Here is a 26,415-nt window from a genome sequence, read left to right as displayed (position 1 = left end):
GCTGCTAAAACCTATCAGGCGCTTTTGGCTAACGCAACAGGTTGCAGCAGTTGATCGCCGGCATACAGCCGCGCATTGAGGCTGCCAACGTAGTAACGGCCGCCGCGCACCGGCGTGGCGTTGCCCTCCGGCAGCACTAGGCTTATCGGTTCCTGATGCCAGCCGATCGGCTGCACCGTCAACTGCCAGAAATGGCCGCGCGGGCTGACTTCCAGCACCTGAACCGGCAGCGGGCAGCGCTCGCTGCTTTCGGTCGCCACTTCCATTTCCCACGGGCGCAGGAACAGATCGACGCTGCCCTGGTGCATCGGCTGGAACGACAACGGCCACTGGTGCGCGCCGACGAACAGCTGAGAGCCGCGAATTTCGCCGTTCAGGCGGTTCACTTCCCCCATGAATTCCAGCACGAAACGGCTCGCCGGTTCGCGCATGATTTCGACCGGCGACCCGACCTGTTCGATATTGCCCTGGCTCATCACCACGATGCGGTCGGCCACTTCCATCGCCTCTTCCTGATCGTGGGTGACGAACACGCTGGTGAATTTCAGCTCTTCGTGCAGCTGACGCAGCCAGCGGCGCAGCTCTTTGCGCACCTGCGCATCCAGCGCGCCGAACGGTTCATCCAGCAGCAGAATTTGCGGCTCCACCGCCAGGGCGCGCGCCAGCGCCACGCGCTGTTTCTGCCCGCCGGACAGCTGCGATGGATAGCGGTTGGCCAGGTGACCCAACTGTACCATTTCCAGCAGTTGAGTGACTTTCTGTTTGATCGCCGCGGCGTTCGGGCGCTCGCGGCGCGGTAGCACGGTCAGGCCGAAGGCGATGTTGTCGAACACCGTCATGTGGCGGAACAGTGCATAGTGCTGAAACACGAAGCCCACGCGCCTGTCGCGCGCGTGCATATGGCTGACGTCGGTGCCGTGGAAGCCCAGCTTGCCGCCGCTCTGGCTTTCCAGCCCGGCGATGATACGCAGCAGCGTGGTTTTGCCGGAACCGGACGGCCCGAGCAGCGCCACCATCTCGCCGGAAGCAATATCGAGCGAGATATCGTTCAATACCTTGGTGCGACCGAAGTACTTGTTGATGCCGTTAATCTCAATGCTCATGATTTTCCTCCCGCTCGAGACGCGCGTTTTGACGTTCCAGACGCCACTGCAGCGCACTCTTCAAAAATAGGGTAACGATCGCCATCAGGGTCAACAGCGCGGCGGCGGTAAAGGAGCCGACGGTGTTGTAATCCTGCTGCAACAGCTCGACCTGCAGCGGCAGGCTGTAGGTTTCGCCGCGAATCGAACCGGACACCACCGACACTGCGCCGAACTCGCCGATGGCGCGCGCGTTGGTCAGCACCACGCCGTACAGCAGCGCCCAGCGAATGTTGGGCAGCGTCACGCGGCGGAACATTTGCCAGCCGGACGCCCCCAGCAGAATCGCGGCCTCGTCTTCCTGGCTGCCCTGGCTGAGCATCATCGGCACCAGCTCGCGCACCACGAAGGGACAGGTGACGAAAATAGTCACCAACACCATGCCCGGCCAGGAGAACATGATCTGGATGTTATGCGCATCCAGCCAGCCGCCCAGCAGGCCGTTGCTGCCGTAAAACAGCAGGTAAATCAGCCCCGCCACCACCGGTGAAACGGCGAACGGGATATCGATCAGCGTCAGCAGCAGCTGGCGGCCGGGGAAGGTGAAGCGCGTCACCAGCCATGCCAGCAACGTGCCGAACACCAGGTTGAACGGCACGGTGATCAGCGCGATCAAGACCGTCAGCCAAATGGCGTGCAGCATGTCCGGATCGAGCAAGTTGCTCCACATCGCGCCGAACCCTTTGGAAAAGGCCTCGGCGAAAATCGACATCATCGGCACCACCAGCAGCAGCACCGAGAACAGCGTGCCGATGGCGATCAGCGTCCACTTGCCCCAGTTGACGCGCGGGCGCTCGGCGCCGTTGAAGGCGGAAACATCGGCCATCAGTGCCCTCCTCCCAAACGTCTGCCGAAGCGGCTTTGCAATACGTTAATGCTGAACAGCAGCAGCAGCGACGCCGCCAGGATCACCGAGGCGATGGCGCTGGCCGCCGGGTAATCGAACTCCTGCAAACGCACGAAAATCATCAGCGAGGTCACTTCCGTCTTCCAGGCGATGTTGCCGGCGATGAAAATCACCGCGCCGAACTCGCCCAGGCTGCGGGTAAACGAGATGGCGGTGCCGGCCAGCAATGCCGGTGCCACCTCGGGCAACACCACGCGGCGGAAACTCTGCCAGCGCGTAGCGCCCAGCGTCTCGGCCGCCTCTTCGTATTCCGGCCCCAGCTCTTCCAGAACCGGCTGCACGGTGCGCACCACAAACGGCAGGCTGGTGAACGCCATCGCTACCGCGATCCCAAGCCAGGTAAAGGTGACCTTGATGTCGAAGTGCGCCAGCCACTGACCGTACCAGCCAGTGGTGGAAAACAGCCCCGCCAGCGTCAGGCCGGCCACTGCGGTCGGCAGTGCGAACGGCAGATCGATCAGGCCGTCCAGCAGCGAACGGCCGGGAAAACGGTAGCGCGTCAGGATCCAGGCCATCAGCATGCCGAACACCGCGTTGAACAGGCTGGCGACGCCAGCCGCCAGCAGCGTCACTTTATACGCCGCCACCACCTGCGGGTTGGAAATCACTTCCCAGTATTGCGCCAGGCTCATCTGTGCCAGCTGCATCACCAGCGCGGTGAGCGGCAACAGCAGGATCAAACAGGTATAAAACAGGCTGCTGCCGAGGCTGAGGCCAAATCCGGGCAGCACCCGCTTACTGGACGACAACGCCAACATTTACTTGCGCCCTGCCGCTAACAGCTGATCCAGCTCGCCGCCGGTGGCGAAGTGGGTTTTCATCACCTGCGGCCAGCCGCCGAACTGGTCTTCCACGCGGAACAGTTGGGTGTCCGGGAATTGCCCCTTCGCCGCCGCCATCGCTTTCTGGTCATACACGCGGTAGTAGAAGCTGGTGATCACCTGCTGCGCCGCCGGGCTGTAGAGATAGTTCAGATAGGCTTTGGCCGCCTGTTCGGTACCGTTGCGCTCGACGTTTTTGTCGACCCAGGCCACCGGGAACTCCGCCAGAATATCGACCGGCGGCACGATCACGTCGTACTTGTCCTCACCGTACTGCTTGCGGATGTTGTTCACTTCGGACTCGAAGCTGATCAGCACGTCGCCCAAGCCGCGCTCGACGAAGGTGGTGGTCGCGCCGCGGCCGCCGGTATCAAACACCAGCACGTTCTTCAGGAAGCGGGTCATGAAGGCGCGGGTCTTGGCCGGATCGTTGCCGTCGGCCTGATTGGCAGCGCCCCAGGCGGCCAGATAGGTGTAACGGCCGTTACCGGAGGTTTTCGGGTTCGGGAACACCAGCTTCACGTCGTCGCGCACCAGATCGTTCCAGGTGTGGATCCCCTTCGGGTTGTCCTTGCGCACCAGAAACGCCATGGTGGAGTAGAACGGCGAACTGTTGTTCGGCAGGCGCGCCTGCCAGTCCGCCGGGATCAGCTGCCCGCGATCGTGCAGGATCTGCACGTCGGTCACCTGGTTGTACGTCACCACGTCGGCGCGCAGGCCCTGCAGGATCGCCAGCGCCTGCTTGGAGGAACCGGCGTGCGATTGTTTGATTGTCAGCTTGTCATTCGGATGCTGTTGATTCCACTGCTGTTCAAAGCCGGGATTCAGCGCGACGAACAATTCACGGGAAACGTCATAAGAGCTGTTCAGCAATTCCGCCGCCGACGCGGCGCCGCTCGCCAACAGCGCAGCCGCCAGCCAACCTTTCAGCACGAGATTTTTAACCCGGTTTTGTTTCATTCTGCACCTTATCACTGAGTCATTCCTTCAGGCTTTCGCCTTATTGACGACCAGTGTATTTATAACTCGGTGCGGAGCTGTAACGCTTTTATATACCGTTTAGTGATTTACAAGCATCAAACGCTATAAGACAGGGAATGCGAGGCGTTTTCGGGGCGGGAAAACGGGCCGAAGCCGGGCGCGCCGGCTTCGGCAACGGCGTCAAAGTGACAGCAGGCGCGTCAGCGATGGCGCAAAGTAGTAGCTGCCGGTAACCGCACGGCTGAAACGCAGCATCGCGTCGCGTTTGCCGTCCAGATCGCCGAACATGCTCAGCAGCTGCTGCTCGATATTGTGCAGGCGTGCGCAATAGGCGATGAAGAACAGGCCATGCTTGCCGCTGGCGGTGCCATAAGGCAGGCTCTGGCGCAGAATTTTCAGGCCCTTGCCGTTCTCTTTCAGATCGACGCGGCTGACGTGCGAGGTATCCGGGCGCTGATCGGCCGGCAGCTCTTCGCTGTCTTGCTTGGTGCGACCGATGATCTGCTCCTGCTGTTCGGTGGTAAAACGCTGCCACTGGCGCAGGTTGTGCTCGTAGCGCTGCACCAGCACGTAGCTGCCACCTGCGTCCTCTTCGCCTTCGGCGATCGTCGCCACTGCCGGGCGCTGCTCGCCCTGCGGGTTTTCGGTACCGTCGATGAAACCGCTCAGATCGCGCTCTTCCACCCAGCGGAAACCGTGGGTTTCTTCTTCAATCTTGATGGCGTTGCCGAACGCCGCCAGCGCCGCCTGCGCCAGCGTGAAGTTGACGTCGTGACGCAGCGACTGAATGTGGATCAGCATATCGCGCTGGGTGGCCGGTGCCAGCCCTTTGCCGAGCGGCGTGAACGGCTTCAGCTCTTTCGCGCCCTGGCCGTTGGAAAGATCGTGCCAAACGTCATAGCCGAAGGCGATCACCGCGCCGAGGCGCGCATCGGGAAACTGCTGCTGCAGCTCGCTCAGCGTCTGACAAAACTGTTTGCAGCCCTGGCGCAAGTCGGCGAATTCGCCCTGTACGGTGGCTTCCATAAAAATGGCGAAACGGCAGTGCTCCAGCAGAATGCCGCTCTGAACCTGTGTCATGTTGTTATCCTCAATACCAGAATCCGGCAACAGGTAAGGTATGGCGGTTGACGCGCGGGTTCCCTGTTACAAACGCGCGCTATCATACCGCAAGCACGGGCGATTGCCTTGCAGCAGCGCAAAGAAAATAGGGGTAATGGCTTGGAAAGGCAGGCGCCGTGAACCGGCGCCCGTTGAACATATTACTGCTGCGGCTTGGCGTGCCAGATGATTTTGCTGACCGTCCAGCTTTTCAGGGTGTCGTCCGGCGGGATGATGTCCTGCGCCCCGGCCCACTTGCCGCTGAAGATATAGGTAACGTACTTGCTCTGTTCCGCCACGCACTCCACTTTGCCGGCGTCTTCGCCGCTGCCCGGTTTACAGGAGCCGAACGCCTTGCTGTACATATCGCCGAACGGCGTGCCGAGCTTGTTGCCCCACTCCGTCGCCACTTTCTGATCTATTACGTCTACCCGCTGCACGTGCCCTTTCGGCTCGCCGGTGATCACCAGCTTCACTTCGTCGCCGGACAGCGCCTGGTAATAAGAGACGATCTGACCGTTGCTGGTCGCCATGCCGCCGCGCAGGCGGTAGTTGCCGTCCAACCCGTCGTTGATGGCGCTTTCCGACATCGGCGTGCCGGCGTTGAGCTTGCCGACGCCCTTGGCGCCGACCTCCAGGCTGCTGCCGAACCAGTTGAACGGCGACAGGCTGGACCAGGAGAAATTGGACATGCTCGAACAGCCGGTCAGTAACAGCGGAAGCCCTAACAACAGGGGGCGAATATTCATCTCTAGCTCCTTAAACATCAATGGCACGGGGCGGTGACCCGCCCCTGCCGCACTCGGCGTTTTGCTGCGTGCCAGCCTCTCACAACGGCCCGCACTACGCCAACGGTTGCCAGCTTGGAGTGCGGAAAATGCGAAAAGTGCCGCACTTCTCGGCAATTAGTCGGCGTGCTCCACCGGCGCAAAACAGGCTTTCAGGCGCGCATTCAACAGCAGATAGCTCAGCGCCAGCGCATCGAGCAGCGCCAACGCCAGCTCCAGCCCCGGCGCATCGCCGTCCTGGCGCCACAGGCTGAACAGCGAGCCGCCGAGGGACGCCAGCACGGAGATAATCAGCCCCCAACGCCAGCCGCGCCACAGCCGCGGCCATTGGTGGCGGCGGCCGCTCAGCAAAAACGCCAGCGCCGCCGGCAGGCCGAGCAGCATGCCGTACCAAAAGCGTTGGGTATCCGGATAAAACAGCGCCAGCAAGCTTTCACCCTGCTCACGCGAAGCGCCGGCCATCACGAACAGCAGCCAGGTGCGCGCCTGCAAAATCAGCACGGCCCAAAATCCCAGCGGCAGCCGCAGCGCGCCATGCTGGTCGTAATCGTCCGGGGAAAACCGGGGTGAGAATGGCTTCAACGATCGTTCCTTGCCAACAGAATAAAGACTATGGCTACAGATGGGCGCCGGCGGCGTGAATTTCAATGCGTCGGCTTAAGAAGCTCTTAAGATCGGCGTGTTTTAATCCTTATCACTGAGCAAGCAACCCGATATCAGCGGGATGTGATTTTCGATAACGATAAGGAAGCGCAACATGAAAAAACTGACTCTGGCCGCTCTGATCGCGCTGTGCAGCGCACCGGTACTGGCGCAACAAGGCGGATTCCTCGATCCGGCCGCGCCGCAGGCCCAAACGCAAACCACCGCACAAGGCGGTTTCTCCGGCCCCAGCGCGGCGCTGACCACCGTGGACAAGGTGAAATCGATGAGCGACGACACCTGGGTGATGCTGCAGGGCAACATCGAGCAGCGCATCGGCGACGAAACCTATACCTTCCGCGACGCCACCGGCACCCTGACGGTCGATATCGATCGCAAACGCTGGAACGGCCAAACCGTTACGCCGAAAGACAAGGTGCAGTTGGAAGGCAAAGTGGATAAAGACTGGAGCAGCGTCGAAGTGGACGTGAAAACCGTCAAAAAGCTGCCGTAATGCACTGTGGCGGGCGGTGCAACGCCGCCGCCCGCCGCTCGATCAATATTCCTGATCTTCGATCAGCCGCTTGCCCAGGCTGGTGATGCCCTGGATCTCGTAGCCGAGCTTCTCGTACATCTCGACCACCGTGTCGTTGTCTTCGCGCACCATAATCTGGATCTTCGGGCAGCCGCGGGCGATCAACTTCTTCTCCAGACGATTGATCAACGCATTGGCGATGCCGCGCCCGCGATAGTCGGGATGCACCCCGAGGTAATACGCCGAGCCGCGGTGGCCGTCATAACCGCCCATCACCGAACCGACCACTTCGCCGCCGACTTCCGCCACCAGGAACAGCTCCGGATCGTGGTTCAGCTTGCGCTCGATGTCCATTTCCGGATCGTTCCAGGGCCGCAGCAGATCGCAGCGCTCCCACAGGGTAATGACCTCTTCAAAGTCGTCTTGTCGAAATACGCGAATTTCCATCGATGTTGGCCGCTGTTAATTAAGGTGTTTATCTGATTATCGCGTGATTATTCACTTACGCAATATCAAACTGCGATTTACCGCGCTATTTGCCCAGAAATCGCCGGTAACAGGCGTAATAAATGGAAATAGTTATCGGGTCGATTAATGATTATCAATACGATATAACGTCGCAAAATAGAAACGTCGATGGAGCGTTGCGTAATGAAAAAGCAGGGTAAACAATTCCTCAATTTTAAGCCGCTTGCCGTTTCTCCGACGCGACGCCAACTTTTGCTTTCCGGCCTGGCGGTAGCGCTGTTCGGCGTGAAAAACCATAGCGCCAGGGCGGAAGGCCTGCTGCGCAATCAGCACAGCAAACCGGCGGCGAAACCGGCCGGCGGCAAAAAGCTGGTGATGATCGATCCCGGCCACGGCGGCATCGACTCCGGCGCGGTCGGCCACGAAGGCTCGCAGGAAAAACACATCGTGCTGGAAATCGCCAACCACGTGCGCCGTTTTCTGCATGAGCATGACCACGTCGAGGCGCGCCTGACGCGCGAAGAAGACGAATTCATTCCGCTGTTCCAGCGGGTGGAGATCGCCCACCAGCACCAGGCCGACCTGTTCATTTCGATTCACGCCGACGGCTTTACCAGCCCATCGGCCTCCGGCGCTTCGGTGTTCGCCCTCTCCAACCGCGGCGCCAGCAGCGCCATGGCGCGCTACCTGTCCAACCGCGAAAACGCCGCCGACGACGTGGCGGGCGGCAAGTACAAGGATCAGGACAACTACCTGCAACAGGTGCTGTTCGATCTGGTGCAAACCGACACCATCAACAACAGCCTGACGCTCGGCCGCCACGTGCTCGGCCAGATCCGCCCGGTACACCACCTGCACAGCGACAGCACCGAACAGGCGGCGTTCGCGGTGTTAAAATCCCCGTCCATTCCCTCGGTGCTGGTGGAAACCTCGTTCATCACCAACCCGAACGAAGAGCGGCTGCTGGGCACCACCGCGTTTCGCGAGAAAATAGCCCGCGCCATCGCGGACGGCATCGTCAACTTCTTCGACTACTTCGACGCCCACCAGCGCAAACCCCGCTGATGCCGCGGGCGGCGAATAAGAGTATACTCAGCGCCTTGTTCAGCCAGACGCTATAAAGACCCCGCATGAGTTTACCTAACATCGCTGAAGTAAAATCCTTCCTGCTGGCGCTGCAGGATCATATCTGCGCGCAGCTCGCCCAGGCCGACGGCGCCGTGTTCACCGAAGACCAATGGACGCGTGAAGAAGGCGGCGGTGGCCGCAGCCGCGTGCTGACCAACGGCGCGGTGTTCGAACAGGCGGGGGTCAACTTCTCGCACGTCTCCGGCGCCACCCTGCCGGCCTCGGCCACCGCGCACCGTCCGGAACTGGCCGGGCGCAGCTTCCAGGCGATGGGCGTCTCATTGGTGATCCATCCGCTCAGCCCCTACGTGCCCACCAGCCACGCCAACGTGCGTTTCTTCATCGCCGAAAAACCGGGCGAAGCGCCGGTGTGGTGGTTCGGCGGCGGCTTTGATCTGACGCCGTTCTACGGTTTCGCAGAAGATGCCGTGCACTGGCACCGTACCGCAGCCGAGCTGTGCGCGCCGTTCGGCGACGAGGTTTACCCCAAATACAAGCGGTGGTGCGACGATTACTTCTTCATCAAGCACCGCAACGAAGCGCGCGGCATCGGCGGCCTGTTCTACGACGATCTGAACACCCCGGACTTCGACCACTGTTTCGCCTTCACCCGTGCGGTGGGCCAGGGCTTCCTCGACGCCTATCTGCCGATCGTCGAAAAACGCAAGGCCTTGACCTGGGGCGAGCGCGAGCGCCAGTTCCAGCTGTATCGCCGCGGCCGCTACGTGGAGTTCAACCTGGTGTGGGATCGCGGCACGCTGTTCGGGCTGCAAACCGGCGGGCGCACCGAGTCCATTTTGATGTCGATGCCGCCGCTGGTGCGTTGGGAATATAACTACCAGCCGGACGCCGACAGCCCGGAAGCGGCGCTGGCGCGCGATTTCCTGCCGGTGCGCGACTGGCTGCAGGAGCCGAAATGATGCAGATTTGGGTCGATGCGGACGCCTGTCCGAACGTGATCAAAGAGGTGCTGTTCCGCGCCGCCGATCGCACCGCCATCACCGTGACGCTGGTGGCGAACCAGCCATTGCGCACGCCGCCGTCGAAGTACATCCGTTCACTGCAGGTGGCGGCCGGCTTCGACGTGGCCGACAACGAGATCGTGCGCCGCTGCGAAGCGGGCGATCTGGTGATCACCGCCGACATTCCGCTGGCGGCGGAGGTGATAGAGAAAGGCGCGGTGGCGCTGAACCCGCGCGGCGAGCGCTATACGCCGGACACCATCCGCGAGCGCCTCAACATGCGCGATTTTATGGATACCCTGCGCGCCAGCGGCATTCAGACCGGCGGCCCGAACGCCCTGAACCAGCGCGACCGCCAGCAGTTCGCCAACGAGCTGGACAAATGGCTGCTGCAGGCAAAACGGGCGCAGTGACTGCGCCCTGCTCTGCTGCGGTTTAGAAGCGTACCTCCCCGCCGAAGATATAAGTCCGCCCACGGGCGGTGTTGGTCGGCGTGAAATCTTGTGACTGCGACGGTAGCGAGTTCATCTTGTTCAGCGCGTCCGAATAGTCTTTGTCCATCAGGTTTTGCACGCTGAGCTTCAGCAACAAATTGCGATTCACCTGATAGGTGCCGTACAGATCGATAATGGTCGGAATATGCGGCGCCGGCTCCTTCATCAACTGTTCGTTTTCATCGGGAGTGGAATCAGGCGACAGGCGCACCGCTTTGCCGGTGTATTTCACCACCCCGCCCAGCGTCAACGTCTCGTCCAGCAGGCGCACCCCGCTGTCCAGCGTGAAGTAGAATTCCGGCAGTTCGCTGATGTCGCCCGCGCCGAATTCGTTGCTGGCCTGGTTGGTCGGCTGGGAAGTATGCTCCTTGCTTAACGACAGTTTGGTGAAGGCGAAACCGGCGTCGTACAGCGCTTCAAGCTCCACCCCGCGCATTTTGACCGGCTCGGGAGCGTTGCTGTACATGGTCATTTTGACGTTGGCGTCCGCGTTATCCCACTCTTCCTGCGTCGCCTGCGAGCGATTGCACTTCTGGCGATTTTTACACACCAGGTAGGATTGGCTGGAAATGTAGTTTTTGATCCTGGTTTCGAAATAGACCGCTTTCAGTTGGAAGCTGTCCTGCTTGAACAACAGATCGTGGGCATTGGCATTGAAACCGCCCTGCCAGGTCTCCGCTTTTTCGCCCTTCAGGAACGGGTTCATCGACTGGCCGCCGCTGTTGGCGAAGAACACCTCCTGGATATTCGGCCCGCGCATCGACTTGCTGTAGCTGACGAACGGTTGCAGCCACGGCGTTACCTGCGCCGACAGCATGACCGACGGGTTGAAGCCGTGTTCGTTGCGGTTGATATTGCCGGCGCCCTGCGGGAAGCACTCCACGCGCTCGTCACAGGCCGGCTTATAGCCGGAGAGGCGATAGGCGGTGTAGTTCAGATCGAAATTCCCCTGCCAGATGCCGTAGTTGGCCTGCAACCCGCTATACAGGCTGGAAATATCTTGCTTGCCCGACATTCCCACCGGCATGCTTTCCGCCTGATTGTCATCCGTCACCAAACCGGAGGCCTTTTTCTTATACTCATTGCGCACCAGCTTGCCGCCGTAGCTGAAGGCGAAATCGACATCCTGCAGGCTGAAACGGCTGGTGTTGTTGATATCCAGCGCATCAGAGATGTTTTTCGCCGTGCTGTCGCTAAAGCCCGCCATGTTGTTGGACATGAATTTCTGCTCACCCCGGCTGGTGCTGGCGGTCAGGTTGAAATCGATCAGTTCCGAGAACGGCGCGTAGTGATATTTAAGGTAAAAATCGTCGCTGTCGATGTGGCGGCGGGTGATTTTATTCTGGTAGCTGCGCGCCGACAGTTCGATGCTGTTAAAGGCATCCGGCTTGATGTCCACCTTGAACAGCTGGGATTTCGGGTTCTGGCGGTAGGTTTTATCAACGTTGAACACCTCGCTGTCGAAACCGGCGCCGTTTTTGTAGTTGGAGGTGATGGAACTGCCGCTGATCGCTGCCATCGCTCCCAGGCTGCCGCCGTCGGCAAAGGCGGCGGTTTTGGCACCCACGGCGATCATGCCGCTGCGGCCGATGCCGTTATTGCCCACCGAGAATTTGGTGCGCACGCCGAACGGGTTATCGGAAAACACCACGTCGTCCACGCCGATAGTGCGGAAGTTGGCGCTGCCCGCCAGGGCGTTCACCCCAGCGGAGCCGGTGGCATTGCCGCGCGCCACGTCGACGCCGACGATAAAGTTAGGATCGATCAGCGCCCCGAACTGGCTGGTGGGCAATCCCCCGTGCGCTGCGTCGCTCGGCGAGTTGCCGTAGTAGTTTTGCGTGATGCCGTCGACCATGGTGTTGACCCGGCCAAAGCCGCTCAGGCCGCGAATATTGACGCTGACCGATCCCTGGCCGGGATCGATCTGGGTATAGGTGCCCGGCATGCTGCGCAGAATGCTGTCCACCGACTCCAGATTCTTGTTTTCATCGCGCGAGCTGAACGCGCCCGGCCGGGCCAATGCGTCTTTTTCGCTGCTTTTGCCGCTGTCGGCGGCCGAGACGTTGAGCGGGCTGAACGCCACGCTGCCTTTATTATTTTCCGCCTGTTCCTGCGCGGCCGCAGCCGGCCCGTACAGCGCCAGTCCCGCGCCGATCAGGCTCGCTATCATTTTGATTTTCATATATCCCCAGAAATAGCCAATAAGGTTTGATGGCCGACAATGCCCAGCAAAAAGCCCGCCGAAAGCGCGGTAAAAGTTGTTATTGTTTTATTGCGCCGCAGCGTGCCGCGGCGCTGAAGGTTATTTCTGCGCCTGCCGATCCGCCGCCAGAATAAAGGCGTACTCCAGCGCGCCGTTTTCCAGCCGCGCCAGGCGGCCCGACTTGCCGCCGTGGCCGGCGGTCATGTCGGTGGAGAGCAGCAGCAGCGAATCGCCCTGCTTGAAGCGCCGCAGCTTCGCCACCCATTTGGCCGGCTCCCAATACTGCACCTGCGAGTCGTACAAGCCGCTGGTAACCAGCAGGTTCGGGTAACGCTGCTTGCGCACGTTGTCGTACGGGCTGTAGGACTTCATCAGCGCATAGGCGGCAGGCTGGTGCGGGTTGCCCCACTCCTCGTATTCCCCGGTGGTCAGCGGAATGCTGTCGTCCAGCATGGTGGTCACCACGTCGACGAACGGCACCTGCGCCACCACCGCGTTGTACAGCTGCGGCGCCTGATTGATCACCGCCCCCATCAGCAAGCCGCCGGCGCTGCCGCCCATGGCGTAGATGCGCCCCGGTTGGCCATAGCCGTCTTTGATCAGCGCCTGGGTGGCGTCGATGAAGTCGTTGAAGCTGTTCGGTTTATGCGTCAGCTTGCCCTGTTTGTACCAGCTCTGCCCCAGCTCGCCGCCGCCGCGCACGTGGATCAGCGCATAGACGAAGCCGCGATCCAGCAGGCTGATGCGGTTGGCGCTGAACGCCGGATCCATGCTCATGCCATAAGCGCCGTAGCCGTACACCAGTAGCGGGTTATGCCCGTTTTTGAACAGCGATGTGCGGTACACCAGCGAGACCGGCACCTTCACGCCGTCGCGCGCCGTGACCCAGATGCGCTCGCTGTGATACAGGCTCGGATCGACGCCTTTCACCTCCTGCTGCTTCAGCAGGGTGCGCTCGCCCTTGTTCAAATCCCATTCATAGGTGCGGGTCGGCGTGGTCATCGCCGAATAGCCATAGCGCAACCGATCGCTGTCCGGCTCGGGGTTATAGCCCAGCCAGGCCATGTAGCTGGCGTCATCGAACGGGATGGCGCGCTCGGTTTTGCCGTCCCAGCTGATTTGCCGCAGCTGCACCAGCCCGTTGGCGCGCTCCTGCACCACCAGCCAGTCGCGGAACAGGCTGAAGCTCTCCACCTCGTGCTGCGCCTGCGGCGCGATCAGCGTCTGCCAGGGTTTGCCCGCCGCCGCCGTGCGGTACAGGCCAAAGTTCGGATCCTGATGGTTAGAACGCAGGTAGAACTCGCCGCGGTAGTGATCGAGGTAATACTCGCGGCCGTTCTGCCGGGCGGCGAACAGCTGCGGCTCGCGCTGCGGCTGGTTGGCGTCGATCAGGCGCACCTCGGAGGTGGTGTTACCGCTGATGGTCAGAATCAGGTAATCGCGCGAGGACGAGCGGCCGAGGCTGAGGTAGAACGCCGGATCGTTTTCCTGGTACACCAGCTTATCTTCCGCCGTCGGCGTACCGTACTGATGGCGATAAACCTGGTATGGCAACAGCGTTTGCGGGTGGTTGCGCACGTAGAACAGGGTTTGGTTGTCGTTGGCCCACACCATGTTGCCGGAGGTGTTTTCCAGCGTTTCCGGCGACCAGCGTTCGCTGCCTATCTCACGCAGGGAGATGCGGTATTGGCGGCGACCCTGCAGATCTTCGGCCACCGCCAGCCGGCGGTTGTCCTGGCTGACGTCCATCGCCCCCAGGCGATAGTAGGCGTGGCCGGCCGCGCGCTGATTGGCGTCCAGCAAGGTTTGCCACGGCGCGTCGGCGGTGAGCGCCTGGCGCTGATACAGCGCGAAATCTTTACCGGCGGCGTAGCTTTCCTGATAGCGATAGCCGTTGAGCTGATACGGCACCGAACGATCGTCAGGGTTCATGCGGCCCAGCATCTCCTGATACAGCGTGGCGCGCAGCTTCTGGTACGGTGCCATCATCTGCTCGGTGTAGCGGTTCTCCGCCTTCAGGTAGTCCAGCACCTTCGGTTCTTTTCGGCTGTCGTCGCGCAGCCAGTAGTAATCGTCGGTGCGCGTCTCGCCGTGCGCCGTCAGCGCTTTCGGCGCGCGTTCCGCCAATGGCGGCTGCGGTTGCGCCAGCGCGGCGCCGGCGATGCCTAAAGAAAGCCAGAGCGCGGCCGCGATGCGACGGCGCGGGGTGAATAACAGCGGATTCATAATCCCTCACGAAGTTTGAAGAGGCGCACGACGGCGATGCGGCGCCTGCGGGCATTAACGGCGGGCATTCAGCTCCGCCAGATTGAAATCGATCGGCATCGTCACCTTGACGGCTCCCTGCTGCAGCATCTCCGGCGGCGGCGGCGGCAACGGCTGGGCGCGTGACACCACCGCCACCGCTTCCCGATCCAGCGACGCGGTGCCGGAACGCACCTGCAGCATGACGTTCGAGACCCGCCCCTGCGCGTCGACGCTGAAGCTGACCTGCGGCATGCCGCTGCGCCGGCGGCTGCGGGCATCCAAAGGGTAATCCTTGATGCGGTTCAGTTTGCCTTTCACCAGGCTCTCCCACGACAGTTTGGCCTGCGCGTTGCTATTGGCGTCGCTGTTGATCGGTGCGGCGGTCTGGTGGGAAAGCGTCTGCGCCTGCGGCGCGGCGGCGCTGGACGCGGCGGCATTGCGCGTCTCTTTGGCCTGTTCCTGCGGCTTCGGCTGCGATTTTTGCGGGGGGCGGTGTTCGGCACGCTTCTTCTGCGCCGTCACGATTTTCGCATTCTCGGCGCGCGCCAGCTTGGGCAGATCCGGCTGTTGCTGCTGCTCCGCAGGCTGCGCCGCGGCGGATTCCGCCTGCTGCACGCCCAGCGGCAACGGCTTGCTTTCCGGCGCTTCAATCTGCGCTGCCCAGCTCATCATCACCGCCGGCGGTGGCAGTACCACCGGCTCCAGCGCCGTCTGCGGCCAGTAAAACAGCAGCACCAACGCCGCGTGCGCCGCCAGGGCGAGCAGCAGGCCGCGCGCCCAGCGCGGCTGCGGCAGTTCAAAGGCCGGGAGGGAGTAAGACTGACTTAACATAGGGGCATTAGCTTGCTTAATTGCGAATGATTGCAGATCACATTTACTAATGATAATCATTTGCAAATATAATTAACACCCCTTTTCACTCTCTTAACGTATTCATTTCACTGATGGTGTGATCCACAGGTAGTCTGCGGTGTTCGCATCGACCTGTACGCCCGGCTCCGCCAACATCAGCACCGTCGGCGCCGCCGCCGGTTGCAGATCCCGCACGTGCAGCGGCACCCCCACCGATTTGGCGGCGTGATAGCCACCGGCGATCAGCAGCGCGGGCGTCGGCGCCGCCAGCAGACGTTCCGCCATGCGCCGGTCGCGCTGCTGCTGGATCGCCAACATCGCCTGCAGCTGGTCGGCCTCAATCTTGCCGCCGTGCGAAGTGCGGATGGTCTCTTCCAGCGCCTTGCGCACCGCCGGCTGCGCCGATAGCTGCCCCGCCGGGAACTGTGGCTGCTGATAGAACGCCGTAATCTCGCTGCGATCCAGATTGGCCGACCACAGCGGGTAAGGCGCGCGCATCGCCGCCATCGTCACCCCGCCATACAGCTCCCACTTCCAGCCCGGCTGCCAGGCGATCAGCTCCGCTACGCGGCCGTCACGCACCGTGGGATCGCTCTGCAACCACTGCTTGACCTTGTCGACCTGCGCCTGTTGGTTCGGGTTGATCATCTCCATCAGCACGCTGCCCTGCGGCCGCCGCAGCGGCAGCTGCTGCACCAGCCATTGCTCAATCTGATGGTGGTAAGGATTGTCATGCTTCTCCCCCAGGATCACCCGCGGCTGCTGCGCCAGTCGCGTCAACAGCTGCTCCGGCGTCAGGGTCGCGCCGCTGTGCAGATCGGTGATGCTCCCCAAACTCGCGACGTCGTTGGCCGGCGCCTTCACCGGCGCCTGGCTGCAGGCGCCGAGCGCCAACGCCGCCAATAAAATCAGGTATCTCATCATGTTGCCCCATTATCGAAAATGGCGACATTATAGATAATAATTATCATTTGCATATAGATCCGACTTAACGATTTTTTTACGCGCCGATCGCCGGCTGCGCATTGCGTTGAAAAAGCATTGCGGGTATAACCAATAGCCATTCAGATATTTAGACGTCTATACGGATAGATTATTATGCAACCATCGGCACCCGCCGCAGGACAGTTCAAACGCAGCATGAAGGCCCGGCACCTGGTGATGCTATCGCTGGGCGGCGTGATCGGCACCGGATTGTTTTTCAACACCGGCTACATCATCTCCACCACTGGGGCGCTCGGCACGCTGCTGGCCTACCTGATCGGTGCGCTGGTGGTGTATCTGGTGATGCTGTGCCTGGGCGAGCTGTCGGTGGCGATGCCGGAAACCGGCGCTTTTCACGTCTATGCTTCGCGCTATCTGGGGCCGGCCACCGGCTATGCCGTCGCCTGGCTGTATTGGCTCACCTGGACGGTGGCACTCGGCTCCAGCCTGACCGCCGCCGGATTCTGCATGCAGTACTGGTTCCCGCAGTCGCCGGTGTGGCTATGGTGCCTGATCTTCTGTGCGGCCATTTTCCTGCTTAACGTGGTGACCACCCGCTTTTTCGCCGAAAGCGAATTCTGGTTTTCGCTGATCAAAGTGGTGACCATTCTGGCGTTTATCATTCTGGGCGGCGCCGCCATGTTCGGCCTGCTGCCGATGAAAGACGGCACGCCGGCGCCGTTCCTGCATAACCTGACCGCTTCCGGCTGGCTGCCGCACGGCACGCTGCCGATCCTGATGACCATGGTGGCGGTGAACTTCGCCTTCTCCGGTACGGAGCTGATCGGCATCGCCGCCGGTGAAACCGAGAACCCGGAAAAAGTCGTGCCGCTGGCGATCCGCACTACGGTGATCCGCCTGATGCTGTTCTTTATCGGTACGGTCTTCGTGCTGGCAGCGTTGATCCCGATGGATCAGGCGGGGATCGTCAAAAGCCCGTTCGTGCTGGTGTTTGAACGCATCGGCGTGCCTTACGCCGCCGATATCTTCAACTTCGTGATCCTGACCGCCATCCTGTCGGCGGCTAACTCCGGCCTGTACGCCTCGGGGCGCATGCTGTGGTCGCTGGCCCACCAGCGCACCCTGCCGGCCTACTTTGCGCGCGTCAATGCGCGCGGCATTCCGATCAACGCCCTGACCTTCAGCATGCTCGGTGGCGTGCTGGCGCTGCTGACCAGCGTGATCGCGCCGGACACGGTGTTCGTCGCCCTGTCGGCGATCTCCGGTTTTGCGGTGGTGGCGGTGTGGCTGAGCATCTGCGCGGCCCACTTTGCTTTCCGCCGCGCCTACCTGCGCAGCGGCCAGCCGATAAGCGGCCTGAAATACCGCGCGCCCGGCTACCCGCTGACGCCGATCCTCGGCTTTGCGCTGTGCCTGCTGGCCTGCATCGGGCTGGCGTTCGATCCGGAGCAGCGCATTGCGCTCTACTGCGGGCTGCCGTTCGTCGCCCTGTGCTACCTCACCTATTTCCTGACCCGGCGCGCCGGGCAAAAAACCGCTTTGGGAGAACAACATGTCGGTTAATAACCCCGTCGCCCGCCTGCTGGCCGAACACCCCACGCTGATCCTGGACGGCGCGCTGGCCACCGAGCTGGAAGCGCGCGGCTGCGATCTGACCGATCCGCTGTGGTCGGCCAAGGTGCTGATTGAAAATCCCGAGCTTATCTATCAGGTGCATCTCGATTATTTCAACGCCGGCGCCCACTGCGCCATCACCGCCAGCTATCAGGCCACGCCGCAGGGCTTCTTGCGCCGCGGCCTGGATCAGGAGCAATCGCTGGGGCTGATCGCCAAAAGCGTGCAGCTGGCGCAACGCGCGCGCCGCGATTATCTGGCCGCGCACCCGCAGGCCGCGCCGCTGCTGATCGCCGGCTCGGTGGGCCCGTACGGCGCCTATCTGGCCGACGGCTCGGAATACCGCGGCGACTACCGGCTGGCGCAGGATGACATGATTGCCTTCCACCGCCCGCGCCTCGCCGCGCTGGCCGCCGCCGGCGTCGATCTGCTGGCCTGCGAAACGCTGCCGTCGTTCGCCGAACTGCAGGCGCTGCTGACGCTGCTGCAGGAATTCCCGACGCTCGGCGCCTGGTTCGCCTTCACCCTGCGCGACAGCCAACACCTCAGCGACGGCACGCCGCTGGCGGAGGTCCTGTCCGCGCTGCGCGGCAACCCGCAGGTGCTGGCCATCGGCATCAACTGCATCGCGCTGGACAAGGTCGCCCCGGCGCTGCGCCAACTGGGCGCGCTGGCCGACAAACCGCTGCTGGTCTACCCCAACTCCGGCGAGCACTACGATGCGGTGAGCAAAACCTGGCACGCCTGCGGCGGCGAGCACGGCAGCCTGGCCGATCAGGCGACGGAGTGGCGCACGCTCGGCGCGCAATTGATCGGCGGCTGTTGCCGCACCACCCCGCAGGATATCCGCGCCATCGCCGCACGCTGCAAGGCATAAAAAAAGCCCCCGGCGCCAACGGCGCAGGGGGCCAGTCACTCAACCCGGGCTTATAGCGGTTCGGTCTGGGCTTCCACCACCGCCAGCGCCACCATGTTGACGATGCGGCGCACCGAGGCGATCGGCGTCAGGATGTGCACCGGCTTGGCGACCCCCATCAGCACCGGCCCGACGGTCACCCCTTCCGAGCAGGAGACGCGCAGCAGGTTGTAGCTGATGCGCGCCGCTTCCATGTTCGGCATGATCAGCAGGTTGGCCGAGCCTTTCAGCGGGCTGTCCGGCATCAGATCGTGACGGATGCTTTCCACCAATGCGGCGTCACCGTGCATTTCGCCGTCGATCTCCAGCTCCGGCGCCAGCTCGTTCACCAGCTCCAGCGTTTTGCGCATCTTGCGCGCCGCCGGGCAGTCGGAAGAGCCGAAGCTGGAATGAGACAGCAGCGCCACCTTAGGTTCGATGCCGAAGCGGCGCACGGTTTCCGCCGCCATCAGGGTGATCTCCGCCAGCTGTTCCGGCGTCGGATCGTCGTTGACGTAGGTGTCGGCGATAAAGGTGTTGCCGCTCGGCAGCAGCAGCGCGTTCATCGCGCCGGCGACGTGCGCGCCTTCACGGAAGCCGAACACGTTCTTCACCACGTCGTAATGCTCGTGATAGCTGCCGATGGTGCCGCAGATCATCGCATCCGCTTCGCCGCGGTGCAGCATGATGGCGGCGATCAGCGTCGGGTTACCGATCACCGCACGGCGCGCCTGTTCCTGCGAGACGCCGCGACGCTTCATGATCTGGTAGTACTCGCCCCAGTATTCGTTAAAGCGCGGATCCGACTCGTTGTTCACCACTTCGAAATCTTTGCCCGGCGTCAGCTGCAGGCCCAATTTTTTCAGGCGCATCTCGATCACGCTCGGGCGGCCGACCAGGATCGGGAAGGCCAGCCCCTGCGACACCAGCTCCTGCGTGGCGTGCAGCACGCGCTCTTCCTCGCCTTCCGCCAGCACCACCCGCTTCACCTCTTTGCGCGCCTGCGAGAAGATCGGCTTCATGAACAGGTTGGTTTTGTAGACGAACTCCGCCAGCTTCTCGACGTAGGCGTCGAAGTCTTCGATCGGGCGCGTTGCCACGCCGGACTCCATCGCCGCCTTGGCTACCGCCGGCGCGATCTTGACGATCAGACGCGGATCGAACGGTTTCGGAATGATGTATTCCGGGCCGAAGGAGAGATCCTGGTCGTCATAGGCGGAAGCCACCACGTCGCTCTGCTCCGCCAGCGCCAGATCGGCGATGGCATGCACGCAGGCCAGCTTCATCTCTTCGTTGATGGTGGTGGCGCCCACGTCCAGCGCGCCGCGGAAAATGAACGGGAAGCACAGGACGTTGTTCACCTGGTTCGGGTAATCGGAGCGGCCGGTGCAGATGATGGCGTCCGGGCGCACCGCTTTGGCCAGCGGCGGTAAAATTTCCGGTTCCGGGTTGGCCAGCGCCATGATCAGCGGATCGCGCGCCATGGTTTTCACCATATCCTGCGTCAGAACGCCCGGGCCGGAGCAGCCGAGGAAGATGTCGGCATTCGGGATGGCGTCGCCCAACGTGCGCTGGCCGTTATCCTCGATGGCGTAGGCGGCTTTGGTCTGCTCCATATTGGCGTCGCGGCCTTTATAGATGACGCCCTTGGAGTCGCAAACGGTGATGTTCTGTTGCCGCAGCCCCAGCGCCACCAGCAGGTTCAGGCAGGCGATGGAGGCCGCGCCGGCGCCGGACACCACCAGGCGTACGTCGGAGATATTCTTCTTCACCACGCGCAGGCCGTTGAGCACCGCCGCAGTGGTGATGATCGCCGTGCCGTGCTGGTCGTCGTGGAACACCGGGATCTTCATGCGCTCGCGCAGTTTCTGTTCGATGTAGAAACACTCCGGCGCCTTGATGTCTTCCAGGTTGATGCCGCCGAAGGTCGGTTCCAGCGCGGCGATAATGTCGATTAACTTGTCAGGGTTATGCTCATCCACTTCGATATCAAACACATCAATACCGGAAAACTTCTTGAACAAAACGCCCTTGCCTTCCATCACCGGCTTACCGGCCAACGCGCCGATATTGCCCAGACCCAGTACCGCCGTGCCGTTGGAAATCACCGCCACCAGGTTGCCGCGCGCGGTGTATTTGTAGGCTGCCAACGGATCTTCGGCGATCTCGAGGCAAGGCGCGGCGACGCCCGGCGAATAGGCCAGCGCCAGATCGCGCTGGGTCGCCAACGGTTTGGTGGGGGAAACCTGGATCTTCCCTGGGACAGGAAACTGATGGAAATCAAGGGCACTCTGTTTGAGCTGTTCGTCCATTATGGATTCCTTTGTTTTTTGCTTTTATGTTGAGGTAAGGCTTTGAGGCTGCGCCCTGCCGTGGGCCGTGGCGCCCAGGTACAATGACAGGGCGCAGCCTTGAAGTATAGTGAGAGAAACATCACAAACTTTGAAGCGGGCCATAACCTTGGCCGAAAGACCGTTTTAAAAGTAAAAAAAGAAGGTCTGTGGAACGCGCACAGAAACGCCGCCGTCAGCGTGGCGGCAGCGTGGCGCGCCAGGCGTTGAGCGTCTCCACCTGGCCGGCGCAAATGTGTAACGAGGTTTGTAACGCCAGGGTATAGCTTACCGCGTCGCCCCAGGTCTCCCCTTGCAGCTGCGGTTGCTCACAAGGAGCAAACACCGACTCAGGGGGCAACAGCGGCACGGCCTGCGGCGGCGGCGGCCGGGCGCAGGAGCTCAAGCACAGCGCCAGGCAGAGGCTGAGCAGCGCAGGGATCGTTTTTAATCGCTTCACGGTATTTCCTCTGATAAGCCTCGTGTTGTTGGCGCAGCTGCCGTTCCTGCCGCTGCTGCGCCGCCATCAGCGCACGGTTTTGCGCATCCTGAGTCTGCAGGGTGGCGATTAGCCCGGCCTGCTGCGCCAGGCTTTTCTGCAGCTCTGCCGCCTGTTGCCGCGCAGACGCCAACTGGTGCGACAGCAGCGAGCTGTAGCCACCCAGGCAGATAGCCGCCAGCAACAGCAGCAGCAAGCCGCCCTGCATCAGTTTTTGCAGCCAACCGCTCATGCCGGATAGTCCCGGAAAGGCAGTTGGAAGTGCGGGCCATCCTTGAGGGTTTTCCACTCGCCGCCCCATTCAACGTTGATGCCGCATTCACGCGCCGCGCGCCGCACCGCCACCGCAATCTGCGCGTAGTAATCCCACTCCCAGGAGACCACGCCCGCCGGCATCGCCACCACGTCCACCGCGTGGCCGGTCAGATGGCGGCTGCGTAATGTCTGGCTGCTGCCGGCGCGCACCATTTCCCGCTGGCGCGCCATGCTGCGCAGCCCCTCACTGACGGAGAACGGCACCAGCGAATAACGCAGCGCCAAACGAATAACGCGCACCAGATCCGGGTGTACGCCGCGCAGGTTCTCTTCGCTGCGGGCGGTAAAACGAATATCTTCGATGTCATTTAACATTTTTAAACCCCGTTTTTTTGCCAATGAATTTCTTAATTAAGGCGTTGATGTAATCCGCCCCCATAAAGCCAATCAGCACGCTGGCTAAATTCGCCCACTTTAATTCCAGGCCCATCAGCGCCAGCGCATCGCGCACCGTCCAGGCCAATAACGCGCACATCGCCGCATTCAATAAACGCCGCCGAATACCCACGTTGCGATAGGCGCCGTGCAATAACGCCATTACGCCGGCCAAAATGGCGTTTAATACCGGCTGAAGATATTCACATACTCGCTGGACTATTAAGCCAACAGCGTCAGGCTCTATGCTGGACATAGCTCATCTCCTTTTTTATTTTTAATTAAATGCCAATCACGGCCGGTGGGACATCGGATAATCAGAATCTAGTTAAGGATGCTATGACAAAGCAAATGAATAAATACAGACCCTATGGTCGAATTCATTCATGCTGAGCGCTGGCACAACGCATAACCGCCAATGTGTACGGCAGTGAATAAAAATTCATTGTTATCGTGATTTATTTCGACTTTTGTTTTCATCAAAAATAAACATTAATGGCTACGGGAAATAGTTCCCCATCATAAAAACATCCGCTCAGGAGAAATACCATGTCCACACGCAAAGCCGTTATTGGGTATTATTTTATTCCAACCAACCAAATCAATAATTACACCGAGTCCGATACGTCCGTCGTGCCGTTCCCGGTTTCCAACATCACGCCGGCCAAAGCCAAACAGCTGACGCACATCAACTTCTCGTTCCTGGACATCAACAGCAATCTGGAATGCGCCTGGGATCCGGCCACCAACGACGCCAAGGCGCGTGATGTGGTCAATCGCCTGACCGCGCTCAAAGCGCACAACCCCAGCCTGCGCATCATGTTCTCCATCGGCGGCTGGTACTACTCCAACGATCTGGGCGTGTCGCACGCCAACTACGTCAACGCGGTGAAAACCCCGGCGTCGCGCACCAAGTTTGCCCAATCCTGCGTGCGCATCATGAAAGATTACGGCTTCGACGGCGTGGACATCGACTGGGAGTACCCGCAGGCCTCAGAAGTGGAGGGTTTCATCGCCGCGCTGCAAGAGATCCGCACCCTGCTGAATCGGCAAACCGTCGCCGACGGCCGCCAGGCGCTGCCGTATCAGTTGACCATCGCCGGCGCCGGCGGCGCCTTCTTCCTGTCGCGCTATTACAGCAAGCTGGCGCAGATCGTCGCACCGCTCGATTACATCAACCTGATGACCTACGATCTGGCCGGCCCCTGGGAGAAGATCACCAACCACCAGGCGGCGCTGTTCGGCGACGCGGCCGGGCCGACCTTCTACAACGCGCTGCGCGAAGCCAATCTGGGCTGGAGCTGGGAAGAGCTGACCCGCGCCTTCCCCAGCCCGTTCAGCCTGACGGTCGACGCCGCGGTGCAGCAACACCTGATGATGGAAGGCGTGCCGAGCGCCAAGATCGTGATGGGCGTCCCCTTCTACGGCCGCGCCTTCAAAGGCGTCAGCGGCAGCAACGGCGGCCAGTACAGCAGCCACAGCACGCCGGGCGAAGATCCGTATCCGAGCACCGACTACTGGCTGGTGGGCTGCGAAGAGTGCGTGCGCGACAAAGATCCGCGCATCGCCTCCTATCGCCAGCTGGAACAGATGCTGCAGGGCAACTACGGCTATCAGCGGTTGTGGAACGACAAGACCAAAACCCCTTACCTGTATCATGCGCAGAACGGGCTGTTCGTCACCTATGACGATGCCGAAAGCTTCAAATACAAAGCGAAGTACATCAAGCAGCAGCAGCTGGGCGGCGTGATGTTCTGGCATCTGGGGCAGGACAACCGCAACGGCGATCTGCTGGCCGCGCTGGATCGCTATTTCAACGCCGCGGACTACGACGACAGCCAGCTGGATATGGGCACCGGCCTGCGCTACACCGGCGTCGGCCCCGGCAACCTGCCGATCATGACCGCGCCGGCCTACGTGCCGGGCACCATTTACGCGCAGGGCGCGCTGGTGTCCTATCAGGGTTACGTCTGGCAGACCAAGTGGGGCTATATCACCTCGGCGCCCGGCTCCGACAGCGCCTGGCTGAAGGTAGGCCGCGTGGCGTAAGCCATAAAAAAACCCCGTAGCCGAACGCTGCGGGGTTTTCATTGAGTTAACCGTTTGATTTTCGCGTCCCTTCGTCTCTATTCCTTCAGTTGTGGCACCAAGGATAGCCGCCATCCCGCACCACTTCCCGACCCATCAGGCTGTAAACATCGCTTTTGCGCGTCAGTCGCTCATGCCACCAGCTAAACCCGGCGCCCTTGCTGGCCGGATGCCACGCCAGCCAAATCATTTCGTCGCCCTTTTGCATCTCCACCGGCACCGTCACCAGTTCACCGCTGGCCAATTCCTTTTCGATCAGCGCAGGCGGCAGAAAAGCGTGGCCGATGCCGCGTTTGAGCAGCGCCAGGTTGCTTTCCACATCGCACACCACCAGCTGGCGCTGCAGAGGCAGCGTGCCGTGATTGCGTTTTGGCAGCTCATGGCTGCTGTCGGCGATCACCACCACGATGTCGTTCAAGCGCTGCTTCTTGCACACCGGCTTTCTCTGCGCCGCGAACGGGTGCGAAGGCGACACACACAGCACAAAGTTGAGCTTGCCGAGCATCAGGGTTTTGGCCTGTACGCTGTCGGGAATTTGGCCGATGGCAATGATCAGGTCCGCCCGGTTGTTCTTCAGCGCATCCCAGGTGCCGTTCAGCGCTTCCCGCTGCACCGAGATATTGGCGTTCGGGCAATGCTGAATATAGTCGCGGATATCCTGCGTCAGGGTCTCCAGTGGGAAGAAGGTGTCTACCGCCAGGCGGATATTATTGTCCAGCTTGGGGATGTTTCTTACCCGACTTTCCAAATCCTGCACCGCATTTAATATCCAGCTGCCCTCCTGCAGGAGAAATTCCCCTTCATCCGTCAGGGTAATCATGGGGCCATTGCGATGAAAAAGTTTCACGCAGAGTTTGCTTTCAATATTGGAAACCCGATAAGAGATCGCCGAAGGCGTTTTATGCAGCGCCTCCGCCGCCATAGAGAAAGAGCCGGTGCTCTTGATGGTGCTGATTATTTTAATCGCGTCCAGGGATAATCTAGTCATACAAATTCCTCTTTAAAATAAAATAAGAAAAATGACACTAAATTCCCGAGGTGGTGGCGCACAAAAATCGATCAAGTCGAACAAGGTTACTCAAGGCAACAAGCAATATACTTCATAAATGAGAGCGCTATCTTAAATACTATTCATCACTACATGATATAAATTTCATCATAGCGCCGTGCTTTTACACTGTGACAGTTAAATAAATTCAGCCTAACGATCAAAGATCGTCATCATAATAATTTTCGTTAATAGCCGCTAAAACATTCCGCTCTGCTGCACAACCAGAATGATAAAAATAAAACAAGCCGACAAACAGGGTTATTTCTAATTGCGTTATTAGCCTCTCATTTTGTCGGTGAAATACGCTCAACTTACAACATAATTTCAGTCAGGAGTGACTTATGAACAAAACTTCCCGTACCCTGCTTTCTCTGGGCCTGCTGAGCGCGGCCATGTTTGGCGTTTCGCAACAGGCGAATGCCCACGGTTACGTCGAATCGCCGGCCAGCCGTGCCTATCAGTGCAAACTGCAGCTCAACACCCAGTGCGGCAGCGTGCAGTATGAACCGCAGAGCGTCGAAGGCCTGAAAGGCTTCCCGCAGGCCGGCCCGGCTGACGGTCATATCGCCAGCGCCGACAAGTCCACCTTCTTCGAACTGGATCAGCAAACGCCGACGCGCTGGAACAAGCTCAACCTGAAAACCGGCCCAAACTCCTTTACCTGGAAGCTGACCGCGCGTCACAGCACCACCAGCTGGCGCTATTTCATCACCAAGCCGAACTGGGACGCTTCCCAGCCGCTGACCCGCGCCTCCTTTGACCTGACGCCGTTCTGCCAGTTCAACGACGGCGGCGCCATCCCTGCCGCACAGGTGACCCACCAGTGCAATATACCGGCAGACCGCAGCGGTTCGCACGTGATCCTTGCCGTGTGGGATATAGCCGACACCGCCAACGCCTTCTACCAGGCGATCGATGTCAACCTGAGCAAATAATCGGCCAAATGAGACGATCTTTGAGGGTTCAGCCTGGCGCTGAACCCTTCTTTTTTTGGCTCTTGCGCTACCGCCCCCTTCGCCTGCCACCGCCGCA

The 26,415-nt window shown here is 60.8% G+C and carries 26 protein-coding genes; 8 read left to right on the top strand and 18 right to left on the bottom strand.

Going from position 1 to position 26,415, the window contains the following annotated elements:
* Positions 1-14: 14 nt before the first annotated feature.
* From cysA to ACUXAC_RS01110, 7 genes are all read right to left on the bottom strand, one after another.
* On the bottom strand, positions 15-1,103 hold the full coding sequence (cysA, locus tag ACUXAC_RS01140; protein ID WP_063988895.1) for a sulfate/thiosulfate ABC transporter ATP-binding protein CysA: 1,089 nt from the start codon (positions 1,101-1,103) through the stop codon (positions 15-17).
* Entirely contained in the window at positions 1,093-1,968 is an 876-nt protein-coding gene (cysW, locus tag ACUXAC_RS01135; protein ID WP_025303787.1) for a sulfate/thiosulfate ABC transporter permease CysW, read from the bottom strand. Before cysW ends, cysA begins: the two co-directional genes overlap by 11 nt.
* Complete coding sequence (cysT, locus tag ACUXAC_RS01130; protein WP_019453852.1) at positions 1,968-2,807, bottom strand: sulfate/thiosulfate ABC transporter permease CysT; 840 nt, start codon at positions 2,805-2,807, stop codon at positions 1,968-1,970. The genes cysW and cysT overlap by 1 nt, the downstream gene beginning before the upstream one ends.
* Entirely contained in the window at positions 2,808-3,830 is a 1,023-nt protein-coding gene (locus tag ACUXAC_RS01125; protein WP_308343152.1) for a sulfate ABC transporter substrate-binding protein, read from the bottom strand.
* A 201-nt stretch (positions 3,831-4,031) separates the two neighbouring features.
* Complete coding sequence (locus tag ACUXAC_RS01120; protein ID WP_060419825.1) at positions 4,032-4,931, bottom strand: Dyp-type peroxidase; 900 nt, start codon at positions 4,929-4,931, stop codon at positions 4,032-4,034.
* A 182-nt stretch (positions 4,932-5,113) separates the two neighbouring features.
* Entirely contained in the window at positions 5,114-5,701 is a 588-nt protein-coding gene (locus tag ACUXAC_RS01115; protein WP_060439269.1) for an RpoE-regulated lipoprotein, read from the bottom strand.
* Between the two features lie 156 nt (positions 5,702-5,857).
* Positions 5,858-6,322, bottom strand: a complete 465-nt coding sequence (locus ACUXAC_RS01110; protein WP_060419823.1) for a DUF2919 domain-containing protein — start codon at positions 6,320-6,322, stop codon at positions 5,858-5,860.
* Positions 6,323-6,497: 175 nt separating this feature from the next.
* Between ACUXAC_RS01110 and ACUXAC_RS01105 the strand changes: the two genes are divergently transcribed.
* The gene (locus tag ACUXAC_RS01105) at positions 6,498-6,896 is read left to right on the top strand and encodes a YgiW/YdeI family stress tolerance OB fold protein (RefSeq protein WP_049198414.1); all 399 of its coding nucleotides are present in this window, start codon (positions 6,498-6,500) and stop codon (positions 6,894-6,896) included.
* A 42-nt stretch (positions 6,897-6,938) separates the two neighbouring features.
* On the opposite strand, the gene ACUXAC_RS01100 is transcribed toward ACUXAC_RS01105, so the two are convergent.
* Entirely contained in the window at positions 6,939-7,364 is a 426-nt protein-coding gene (locus ACUXAC_RS01100; RefSeq protein ID WP_004936504.1) for a GNAT family acetyltransferase, read from the bottom strand.
* 204 nt (positions 7,365-7,568) lie between these two features.
* Between ACUXAC_RS01100 and amiA the strand changes: the two genes are divergently transcribed.
* The 3 genes from amiA to ACUXAC_RS01085 all read left to right on the top strand — a co-directional run bounded on the left by amiA (position 7,569) and on the right by ACUXAC_RS01085 (position 9,888).
* A complete protein-coding gene (gene amiA / locus ACUXAC_RS01095; RefSeq protein ID WP_070914520.1) occupies positions 7,569-8,450 on the top strand; it encodes an N-acetylmuramoyl-L-alanine amidase AmiA in 882 nt (293 codons plus the stop codon).
* 65 nt (positions 8,451-8,515) lie between these two features.
* Entirely contained in the window at positions 8,516-9,433 is a 918-nt protein-coding gene (gene hemF / locus ACUXAC_RS01090; RefSeq protein WP_387441879.1) for an oxygen-dependent coproporphyrinogen oxidase, read from the top strand.
* A complete protein-coding gene (locus ACUXAC_RS01085) occupies positions 9,433-9,888 on the top strand; it encodes a YaiI/YqxD family protein (RefSeq protein ID WP_004936514.1) in 456 nt (151 codons plus the stop codon). Before hemF ends, ACUXAC_RS01085 begins: the two co-directional genes overlap by 1 nt.
* Before the next feature lie 22 nt (positions 9,889-9,910).
* Here ACUXAC_RS01085 and ACUXAC_RS01080 read toward each other — a convergent pair whose 3' ends face one another.
* The 4 genes from ACUXAC_RS01080 to ACUXAC_RS01065 form a co-directional block, all read right to left on the bottom strand.
* Positions 9,911-12,151, bottom strand: coding sequence for a TonB-dependent receptor domain-containing protein (locus ACUXAC_RS01080; RefSeq protein ID WP_387441881.1), 2,241 nt, complete (start codon positions 12,149-12,151; stop codon positions 9,911-9,913).
* A 120-nt stretch (positions 12,152-12,271) separates the two neighbouring features.
* Positions 12,272-14,398 carry a S9 family peptidase gene (locus ACUXAC_RS01075; protein ID WP_080435372.1) on the bottom strand — a complete coding sequence of 709 codons (2,127 nt, stop codon included), beginning with the start codon at positions 14,396-14,398 and terminating at the stop codon, positions 12,272-12,274.
* A 54-nt stretch (positions 14,399-14,452) separates the two neighbouring features.
* Complete coding sequence (locus ACUXAC_RS01070; protein WP_070914519.1) at positions 14,453-15,250, bottom strand: energy transducer TonB family protein; 798 nt, start codon at positions 15,248-15,250, stop codon at positions 14,453-14,455.
* Positions 15,251-15,352: 102 nt separating this feature from the next.
* On the bottom strand, positions 15,353-16,192 hold the full coding sequence (locus ACUXAC_RS01065) for a ChaN family lipoprotein (RefSeq protein ID WP_084827304.1): 840 nt from the start codon (positions 16,190-16,192) through the stop codon (positions 15,353-15,355).
* Positions 16,193-16,369: 177 nt separating this feature from the next.
* On the opposite strand from ACUXAC_RS01065, the gene mmuP reads away from it, so the two are divergent.
* Positions 16,370-17,779 carry an S-methylmethionine permease gene (gene mmuP / locus ACUXAC_RS01060; RefSeq protein WP_047730133.1) on the top strand — a complete coding sequence of 470 codons (1,410 nt, stop codon included), beginning with the start codon at positions 16,370-16,372 and terminating at the stop codon, positions 17,777-17,779.
* Complete coding sequence (gene mmuM, locus ACUXAC_RS01055; protein WP_421115176.1) at positions 17,769-18,707, top strand: homocysteine S-methyltransferase; 939 nt, start codon at positions 17,769-17,771, stop codon at positions 18,705-18,707. Before mmuP ends, mmuM begins: the two co-directional genes overlap by 11 nt.
* 50 nt (positions 18,708-18,757) lie before the next feature.
* Here mmuM and maeB read toward each other — a convergent pair whose 3' ends face one another.
* From maeB to ACUXAC_RS01030, 5 genes are all read right to left on the bottom strand, one after another.
* Positions 18,758-21,037: an NADP-dependent oxaloacetate-decarboxylating malate dehydrogenase gene (maeB, locus tag ACUXAC_RS01050; RefSeq protein ID WP_038881248.1), complete on the bottom strand. Its 2,280-nt coding sequence runs from the start codon at positions 21,035-21,037 to the stop codon at positions 18,758-18,760.
* A 214-nt stretch (positions 21,038-21,251) separates the two neighbouring features.
* The gene (lysC, locus tag ACUXAC_RS01045; protein ID WP_033635476.1) at positions 21,252-21,425 is read right to left on the bottom strand and encodes an Rz1-like lysis system protein LysC; all 174 of its coding nucleotides are present in this window, start codon (positions 21,423-21,425) and stop codon (positions 21,252-21,254) included.
* Positions 21,406-21,786: a DUF2570 family protein gene (locus tag ACUXAC_RS01040; protein ID WP_084827301.1), complete on the bottom strand. Its 381-nt coding sequence runs from the start codon at positions 21,784-21,786 to the stop codon at positions 21,406-21,408. The genes lysC and ACUXAC_RS01040 overlap by 20 nt, the downstream gene beginning before the upstream one ends.
* Positions 21,783-22,184: a M15 family metallopeptidase gene (locus tag ACUXAC_RS01035; protein ID WP_019453868.1), complete on the bottom strand. Its 402-nt coding sequence runs from the start codon at positions 22,182-22,184 to the stop codon at positions 21,783-21,785. The genes ACUXAC_RS01040 and ACUXAC_RS01035 overlap by 4 nt, the downstream gene beginning before the upstream one ends.
* Positions 22,174-22,500, bottom strand: coding sequence for a phage holin, lambda family (locus tag ACUXAC_RS01030; RefSeq protein ID WP_004936551.1), 327 nt, complete (start codon positions 22,498-22,500; stop codon positions 22,174-22,176). Before ACUXAC_RS01030 ends, ACUXAC_RS01035 begins: the two co-directional genes overlap by 11 nt.
* A gap of 293 nt (positions 22,501-22,793) precedes the next feature.
* Here ACUXAC_RS01030 and ACUXAC_RS01025 point away from each other — a divergent pair, with 293 nt between their 5' ends.
* Positions 22,794-24,293 carry a glycosyl hydrolase family 18 protein gene (locus ACUXAC_RS01025; RefSeq protein ID WP_387441886.1) on the top strand — a complete coding sequence of 500 codons (1,500 nt, stop codon included), beginning with the start codon at positions 22,794-22,796 and terminating at the stop codon, positions 24,291-24,293.
* An 85-nt stretch (positions 24,294-24,378) separates the two neighbouring features.
* Here ACUXAC_RS01025 and ACUXAC_RS01020 read toward each other — a convergent pair whose 3' ends face one another.
* Positions 24,379-25,320, bottom strand: coding sequence for a LysR family transcriptional regulator (locus tag ACUXAC_RS01020; RefSeq protein ID WP_038881234.1), 942 nt, complete (start codon positions 25,318-25,320; stop codon positions 24,379-24,381).
* A 404-nt stretch (positions 25,321-25,724) separates the two neighbouring features.
* Here ACUXAC_RS01020 and ACUXAC_RS01015 point away from each other — a divergent pair, with 404 nt between their 5' ends.
* Positions 25,725-26,318 (top strand): lytic polysaccharide monooxygenase, encoded by a 594-nt coding sequence (locus ACUXAC_RS01015; protein ID WP_004936574.1) that lies wholly within the window; start codon positions 25,725-25,727, stop codon positions 26,316-26,318.
* The last annotated feature ends 97 nt before the right edge of the window (positions 26,319-26,415 follow it).

The organism is Serratia sp. 121840015-1 (assembly GCF_053627655.1).
Note: the sequence above shows the minus strand (reverse complement) of the source record. Positions and strands in the feature narration are given on the sequence as shown.

What these genes read in the sequence shown, in the direction of transcription:
- ACUXAC_RS01105 (WP_049198414.1), top strand. Translation starts at nt 6,498, where the DNA reads ATGAAAAAACTGACTCTGGCCGCTCTGATCGCGCTGTGCAGCGCACCG.
- ACUXAC_RS01040 (WP_084827301.1), bottom strand. Translation starts at nt 21,786, where the DNA reads ATGAGCGGTTGGCTGCAAAAACTGATGCAGGGCGGCTTGCTGCTGCTG.
- ACUXAC_RS01125 (WP_308343152.1), bottom strand. Translation starts at nt 3,830, where the DNA reads ATGAAACAAAACCGGGTTAAAAATCTCGTGCTGAAAGGTTGGCTGGCG.
- mmuP (WP_047730133.1), top strand. Translation starts at nt 16,370, where the DNA reads ATGCAACCATCGGCACCCGCCGCAGGACAGTTCAAACGCAGCATGAAG.
- ACUXAC_RS01025 (WP_387441886.1), top strand. Translation starts at nt 22,794, where the DNA reads ATGTCCACACGCAAAGCCGTTATTGGGTATTATTTTATTCCAACCAAC.
- ACUXAC_RS01035 (WP_019453868.1), bottom strand. Translation starts at nt 22,184, where the DNA reads ATGTTAAATGACATCGAAGATATTCGTTTTACCGCCCGCAGCGAAGAG.
- ACUXAC_RS01085 (WP_004936514.1), top strand. Translation starts at nt 9,433, where the DNA reads ATGCAGATTTGGGTCGATGCGGACGCCTGTCCGAACGTGATCAAAGAG.
- cysT (WP_019453852.1), bottom strand. Translation starts at nt 2,807, where the DNA reads ATGTTGGCGTTGTCGTCCAGTAAGCGGGTGCTGCCCGGATTTGGCCTC.
- ACUXAC_RS01075 (WP_080435372.1), bottom strand. Translation starts at nt 14,398, where the DNA reads ATGAATCCGCTGTTATTCACCCCGCGCCGTCGCATCGCGGCCGCGCTC.
- cysW (WP_025303787.1), bottom strand. Translation starts at nt 1,968, where the DNA reads ATGGCCGATGTTTCCGCCTTCAACGGCGCCGAGCGCCCGCGCGTCAAC.
- ACUXAC_RS01065 (WP_084827304.1), bottom strand. Translation starts at nt 16,192, where the DNA reads ATGAGATACCTGATTTTATTGGCGGCGTTGGCGCTCGGCGCCTGCAGC.
- ACUXAC_RS01020 (WP_038881234.1), bottom strand. Translation starts at nt 25,320, where the DNA reads ATGACTAGATTATCCCTGGACGCGATTAAAATAATCAGCACCATCAAG.
- cysA (WP_063988895.1), bottom strand. Translation starts at nt 1,103, where the DNA reads ATGAGCATTGAGATTAACGGCATCAACAAGTACTTCGGTCGCACCAAG.
- amiA (WP_070914520.1), top strand. Translation starts at nt 7,569, where the DNA reads ATGAAAAAGCAGGGTAAACAATTCCTCAATTTTAAGCCGCTTGCCGTT.
- ACUXAC_RS01100 (WP_004936504.1), bottom strand. Translation starts at nt 7,364, where the DNA reads ATGGAAATTCGCGTATTTCGACAAGACGACTTTGAAGAGGTCATTACC.
- ACUXAC_RS01120 (WP_060419825.1), bottom strand. Translation starts at nt 4,931, where the DNA reads ATGACACAGGTTCAGAGCGGCATTCTGCTGGAGCACTGCCGTTTCGCC.
- maeB (WP_038881248.1), bottom strand. Translation starts at nt 21,037, where the DNA reads ATGGACGAACAGCTCAAACAGAGTGCCCTTGATTTCCATCAGTTTCCT.
- hemF (WP_387441879.1), top strand. Translation starts at nt 8,516, where the DNA reads ATGAGTTTACCTAACATCGCTGAAGTAAAATCCTTCCTGCTGGCGCTG.
- mmuM (WP_421115176.1), top strand. Translation starts at nt 17,769, where the DNA reads ATGTCGGTTAATAACCCCGTCGCCCGCCTGCTGGCCGAACACCCCACG.
- ACUXAC_RS01015 (WP_004936574.1), top strand. Translation starts at nt 25,725, where the DNA reads ATGAACAAAACTTCCCGTACCCTGCTTTCTCTGGGCCTGCTGAGCGCG.
- ACUXAC_RS01070 (WP_070914519.1), bottom strand. Translation starts at nt 15,250, where the DNA reads ATGTTAAGTCAGTCTTACTCCCTCCCGGCCTTTGAACTGCCGCAGCCG.
- ACUXAC_RS01080 (WP_387441881.1), bottom strand. Translation starts at nt 12,151, where the DNA reads ATGAAAATCAAAATGATAGCGAGCCTGATCGGCGCGGGACTGGCGCTG.
- ACUXAC_RS01115 (WP_060439269.1), bottom strand. Translation starts at nt 5,701, where the DNA reads ATGAATATTCGCCCCCTGTTGTTAGGGCTTCCGCTGTTACTGACCGGC.
- ACUXAC_RS01030 (WP_004936551.1), bottom strand. Translation starts at nt 22,500, where the DNA reads ATGTCCAGCATAGAGCCTGACGCTGTTGGCTTAATAGTCCAGCGAGTA.